This window comes from Leisingera sp. F5 (assembly GCF_001593695.1).
This window is the reverse complement of the sequence record NZ_LUKH01000266.1, coordinates 1-3,208: the sequence shown is the minus strand read 5'-3', so window position 1 is coordinate 3,208 and position 3,208 is coordinate 1. Positions and strand designations below refer to the sequence as shown.

Here is a 3,208-nt window from a genome sequence, read left to right as displayed (position 1 = left end):
AACTGCCTGGCTTGCGCCGCTCCTGCCTGCTGGTGTCCTTGTCGGGCGCTGCGGGAACCTCATCTACATTGGGACCGAAAGCAGCCGAAGTACGCGCGGCCATGGCCAATGGGCTGGGGCTGGGCGATCCGGGGTGCAGCTGGCATACTGACCGCACACCGGTCTTGCGGATTGCGGACTGGCTGGCGCGCGTGACGCTGGCATTCGGCAAGCTGGGAGAGGACGGCACCGCGCTGGCGCAAAGCGGTATCGGCGAGATTTCGCTGGGTGGTGCCGGCGCGTCCTCAACCATGCCGCAGAAACAGAACCCGGTGGCGCCTTCGGTTCTGGCGGCGCTGGCGCGGCAGGGCAGCGGTCTGCTTTCCGTCCTGCAGGGCGCTTCAATCCAGCAGCATCAGCGTGACGGGGCGGCCTGGTTCACTGAATGGATGTGCCTGCCCCAAATCGTGCTGGGCGCAGCCAGTGCGGCAAAGACCGGAAGGGCGCTCTGCGCCGGCCTCGCACCGAATGCGGCGGCCATGGCATCCGCGTTGTCGGACGGGCTGGGCATGATCCACGCCGAGGCTTTGAGTTTTGCCCTCGCCGCAAAGATGCCGCGGCCAGATGCGCAGGCGGCGGTCAAGATGCTGTGCCAGGAAGCGCAGTCCACACGAACCCCGCTGCAGGAGCTGGTGGCGCTGGCGTACCCGGATCTGGACGCGGCAGCCCTGTTTGATCCGGCGCAGCAGATGGGCCGGGCTCCGTGGGAAGCCTTGCAATTTGCCAAGAAGACAGAAGAACTGGGCGGCGAATAGAATCCGCTAAGGAGAGCAGAATTGCCTGTGCTGCCGGCAAAAACGGACGAGGGCGGCAGGGCTGAACGCCATAGCCGCCTATCCCTCGTCTTTGTCCTGGCGACTGTGATGATCGACGCCATGGGCATCGGGCTGATCATGCCGGTAATGCCCGGCCTGATAACCGGGGTGCAGGGCGGCTCGCTGGCGCAGGCAGCAGTTTGGGGCGGTGTGCTCAGCACTGTCTTTGCAGTGATGCAGTTCCTGTTCAGCCCGGTCCTCGGCAGCCTGTCCGACGCGGTGGGGCGCAGGCCGGTGCTGCTGGTGTCGCTGTTTGTGATGGCGCTGGACTATCTGATCATGGCCCTTGCCGGCACTATGTGGCTGCTGCTTCTGGGCCGCATTCTGGGCGGGATCACCGCCGCGACGCATTCGACAGCGGGCGCCTATATCGCCGACATTTCGCCGCCGGAAAAGAAGGCCGCCAATTTCGGCCTGCTGGGTGCGGCCTTTGGTGCCGGATTTGTGCTGGGGCCGCTGATGGGCGGGCTGCTGGGCGAGTTGGGCACGCGGGCGCCGTTTTATGCCGCTGCGGTTCTGGTGCTGGTGAATTTCGCTTTCGGCTGGTTTGTGATGGGCGAAACGGTGCAGGAGAAGAACCGCCGTCCCTTTGATTGGCGCCGCGCCAACCCGTTTGGCGCCTTCCGCGCAGTCGGGCGCATCCCGGGCATCAAGCCGCTGTTGTGGGTCTATTTCCTCTATTCTGTTGCGATCTATGTCTACCCTGCGATCTGGGCCTATTTCACGCTGGAACGTTTCGGCTGGCAGCCGCAGGTGATCGGCCTGTCGCTGGCGGTCTACGGTATCTCGATGGCTTTGGTGCAGGGCTGGCTGCTGCGCTATGCAGTGATCTGGTTCGGCGAGCGGCGGACGGTGATCTGGGGGCAGCTGTTTGACTTCATCGCCTTTGGCATTCTCGCGTTTATTTCCAGCGGCACCCTTGCATTGCTGCTGATCCCGGTCTCGGCCCTGGGGGCAGTTGTCCAGCCCGCGCTGCAAGGAATGATGGCACAGGCGGTTGAGGACAACCAGCAGGGTGAACTGCAAGGCGTAGTGACCGCCGTCAATGCGCTGGCGATGATCCTGTCACCGCTGATGATGACGGCGGTGTTTGCCCGCTTCACCGGCGAAGGCGCCGGCCTCTACCTGCCTGGCGCGCCGTTCCTGCTGGCGCTGCTGATGATGGCGATCGGCTGCTTAGTGTTCCTGCGCAGCAAGACTTCCGTCGCGTAAAAGCGCCGCTCTGCCGCGCCGCTGCCGCATTCCAGCTTGCTTGCGGGGCGCCCACCGCGCCACGCTGCCTGAAAACGGGGAGAAAGAACATGCAAACCATCAAAGCCGCCGTCTGCCATGAATTCGGCGCCCCGCTGGTGATCGAGGAGGTGCAGCTGGCGCCGCCTGGAATGGGCGAGGTCGAGGTCACGCTGGACGCGGTTGCCATCTGCCACAGCGACATTTCCTTTGCCGAGGGCGCCTGGGGCGGGCATCTGCCTGCCGTCTACGGGCATGAGGCTGCCGGTGTGATCACCGCCCTGGGCAGCGGCATCACCGGATTCAAGACCGGCGACCCGGTCGTCGTGACCCTGATCCGCAGCTGCGGCACCTGCCCCTCCTGCGCAAGCGGCAGGCCGGTAATTTGTGAAACGCCGCATGACACCGTGCGCGGCCCGCTGACAACCGCCGACGGCAAGCCGCTGGATCAGGCCATGGCCTGCGGCGCCTTTGCCGAGAAGGTCGTGGTGGACCAGCGCCAGATCGTGAAGATCCCGGAAGACATGGGCAAGGATGTCGCGGCGCTGGTCTCCTGCGGGGTAATCACCGGCGTGGGTGCGGTGGTCAATGCTGCTCAGCTCCGCGCGGGTCAGGATGTGGTGGTGATCGGCGCGGGCGGCGTCGGCCTCAATGCCATTCAGGGCGCCCGCATCGCCGGCGCCCGCCGCATCGTTGCAGTGGATATGAGCCCCGAGAAGCTGGAAATCGCCAAGGAATTCGGCGCCACCCATGGTGTTCTCGCCACCGAAGAAAAACCCTGGAAGTCTGCATACAAGGCGCTTGGCGGCCGCGGCGCTGATGCGGTGCTGATCACCGTTGGCGCCATACCGGCCTATGACCAGGCCCCCCGCTACCTGGCGCGCGGCGGCAAGGCGGTGCTGATCGGGATGCCGCACTCCGGTGCCAAGGCTGCCTACGAACCGGTGGTTCTGGCGGCTGTGGGCCAGGGGCTGATCGGGTCCAAAATGGGGGACGTGGTGATCCAGCGCGATATCCCGTGGATGGTGGATCTCTACCAGCAGGGCCGCCTGAAACTGGACGAGCTGATCTCGGGGCGCTGGTCTTTGGAGCAGATCAACGAGGCCATCGCCGACACCAAGACT

General features: G+C 65.1%; 3 protein-coding genes. All 3 read left to right on the top strand.

Going from position 1 to position 3,208, the window contains the following annotated elements; translation table 11 throughout:
* Positions 1-794 (top strand): lyase family protein (locus tag A2I95_RS28595; RefSeq protein WP_291735359.1); only part of this gene is annotated, 794 nt, incomplete at its 5' end.
* A gap of 108 nt (positions 795-902) precedes the next feature.
* Positions 903-2,066: a TCR/Tet family MFS transporter gene (locus tag A2I95_RS28590; protein ID WP_291735360.1), complete on the top strand. Its 1,164-nt coding sequence runs from the start codon at positions 903-905 to the stop codon at positions 2,064-2,066.
* A gap of 89 nt (positions 2,067-2,155) precedes the next feature.
* A partial coding sequence (locus A2I95_RS28585) for a Zn-dependent alcohol dehydrogenase (protein ID WP_291735358.1) occupies positions 2,156-3,208 on the top strand: 1,053 nt, incomplete at its 3' end.